The 2,014-nt window shown below is 58.0% G+C and carries 3 protein-coding genes; 2 read left to right on the top strand and 1 reads right to left on the bottom strand.

Features of this window, described 5'->3' with window-relative positions:
* On the bottom strand, nt 1–1,231 hold a 1,231-nt coding region (locus tag KGL31_03135; GenBank protein ID MDE2320900.1), incomplete at its 3' end, for an NAD(P)H-dependent oxidoreductase subunit E.
* Nucleotides 1,232–1,423: 192 nt separating this feature from the next.
* Between KGL31_03135 and KGL31_03140 the strand changes: the two genes are divergently transcribed.
* Both KGL31_03140 and KGL31_03145 read left to right on the top strand, forming a co-directional pair.
* The gene (locus KGL31_03140) at nt 1,424–1,612 is read left to right on the top strand and encodes a hypothetical protein (GenBank protein ID MDE2320901.1); all 189 of its coding nucleotides are present in this window, start codon (nt 1,424–1,426) and stop codon (nt 1,610–1,612) included.
* A 159-nt stretch (nt 1,613–1,771) separates the two neighbouring features.
* Nucleotides 1,772–1,999: a hypothetical protein gene (locus tag KGL31_03145; protein MDE2320902.1), complete on the top strand. Its 228-nt coding sequence runs from the start codon at nt 1,772–1,774 to the stop codon at nt 1,997–1,999.
* Nucleotides 2,000–2,014 lie beyond the last annotated feature (15 nt).

A 2,014-nucleotide genomic window follows, 5' to 3' on the forward strand; every position in this document is an offset into this window, starting at 1 on the left:
CCGCCAGCAGGATCCCTTCCAAGAGCCGATGCGGATCGCCCTCCATCAGGTGGCGGTCCTTGAAGATACCGGGCTCACCTTCCTCACCGTTGACCACGAGATACTTGGAGGACCCTGTCGCGTTTCGGCAGGCCTCCCATTTATGCGCGGCTCCGAAGTACGCCCCGCCGCGCCCGGCCAGGCCGGACGCTTTGACTTCGGCAATGACCGCCATCGGATCGCCTTGCTCAATGGCGCAAGCGAATGTGACGTAGCTGCCCTGACGCAAGGCATCGGCCAGATCATTCGCATCAACCGCGCCACAGCGCTCGAGGACGGCTCGATGCTGGCCGCTGAGGAAGGGTTCCTGATTGAGGCCAGGAATGTCGCGCCAGGACGATTCCTGCCAAGCAACCGCCTCAATTCCAGCGGGACGGCGGTCAGCCTTCAGCGCGGAGACCAACGAGGGGATGTGCTCCAGCGTGACCCTCTTGAGGCTGATTCTTGGCCAGCTGGGTCGGTATACTTCCACAACGGGAGCGGCATAGCACATGCCATTGCAGCCCCCCTCGACGACGGTTGCGGACAGCCCTTGGCGCTCAACCTCCTCTGCAAGCCGATCCATAAGGAGGTCGGCTCCGACCGACTCGCTGCAACTCCCCACGCCGACGACGAGTCTGAGTGCTGAGGGCAGATGAGTGAGGGATTGTTCGATAAGCTGCCCGAGGGCAGCCACCGGTGTGTCGCCCCCTGACTTCGATAAGACCGGGACTGAGACGAAAGATTTCCGAGGAGATGGAGGATTAAAAATGCTGTCAAGCCGGTCCGTGGTAAGCCGTCCATAGCAGCGGTGATCCACCTCGATGACAGGGGCCATCGAACATCTGAAGAGGCAGTCGGCAGCTTCGAGGGTAACGGTGCCTTCCGGCAATGTCTCGCCGGCCTTGAGCCCAAGGCGGTCCTGAAGGGCGTAGAGCAATGTGAGACCGCCCTGGATACGGCAGCTTACGCCTGTGCACACCCGAACCAGACGGGAACCCGGCTTGACAAGGCGAAACTCCGGGTAGTGGGTAGCGACCCCGTACACCTCGCTCTCAGGAATCCGCAGGTGCAGGGCGACAGTCGCAAGGCTCTCGCGACTCAACCAGCCATTGGCCTTTTGCGTTGCTTGCAATGCAGGCAAGAGCCAGGTTCGCTTTCGGGGGAACTGCGCAATCATGGTGCCAACAGAATGTTGCTCCGGCGGTGTCACGATACGCTCCTCGTAGAATCAGTGCAGAGAAAAGGCGATGAGGTTATTGTAACCGGACAGTCGCATGAAGCCCGCCCCCATGTCAAGGGTCATAGCGCTTGTAATTCCGTATCTCAACCGCCTCACTGTTAAATGCTGACTTTAAAAATCATTTGGGATACAATGCCCTCAACATAGAAGGAGGTGTGTGCCGTGGCTGTGAGTGGGACGAAAAAGATCAACCCTGATGACTTTATCCTCTCTGCTCTCTCTCCTGAAGACCGGCTCGATGCGGCCTTCAAGATCGCAGGGGAAGCATTCAAGAAGACCACGCTGACCATGAAGGATATTGAGCATGCCGTCAGGTCGGTCAGGAGAAAGGCGTACGCAAAGAAGAGATAGGATACTGCTCCCCACTCTTTCTGGTCGCCTGCACAGCGCTGGGTGGCGTACAGGACCTTAAGGCAGTGCACCGGATGGGCGTTCGCCTTCCGCAAATCGTAAAGCGGGTGTGGATAAGGTGGGTCCTCCGAGATAAATTGTAAGGGTGAGGGATGGGTCATGGACAAAGTGATGACAATTGCGGATATCAAATTGCAATTTGACTCGGAATGGGTGCTGATCGGAGACCCACAACTCAATGATGCGCTTGAGGTGGTGGGAGGCAACGTACTCCATCATAGTAAGGACCGAGACGAGGTGTACCGCAAAGCGGTGACCCTACGGCCCCAACGATCCGCTGTGCTTTACACCGGTGAAATCCCCGAGGACACAGCGGTTGTGCTGTGACTTACTCATTCAACG

It is taken from the genome of Candidatus Methylomirabilota bacterium, from assembly GCA_028870115.1.
Lineage (GTDB): Bacteria > Methylomirabilota > Methylomirabilia > Methylomirabilales > Methylomirabilaceae > Methylomirabilis.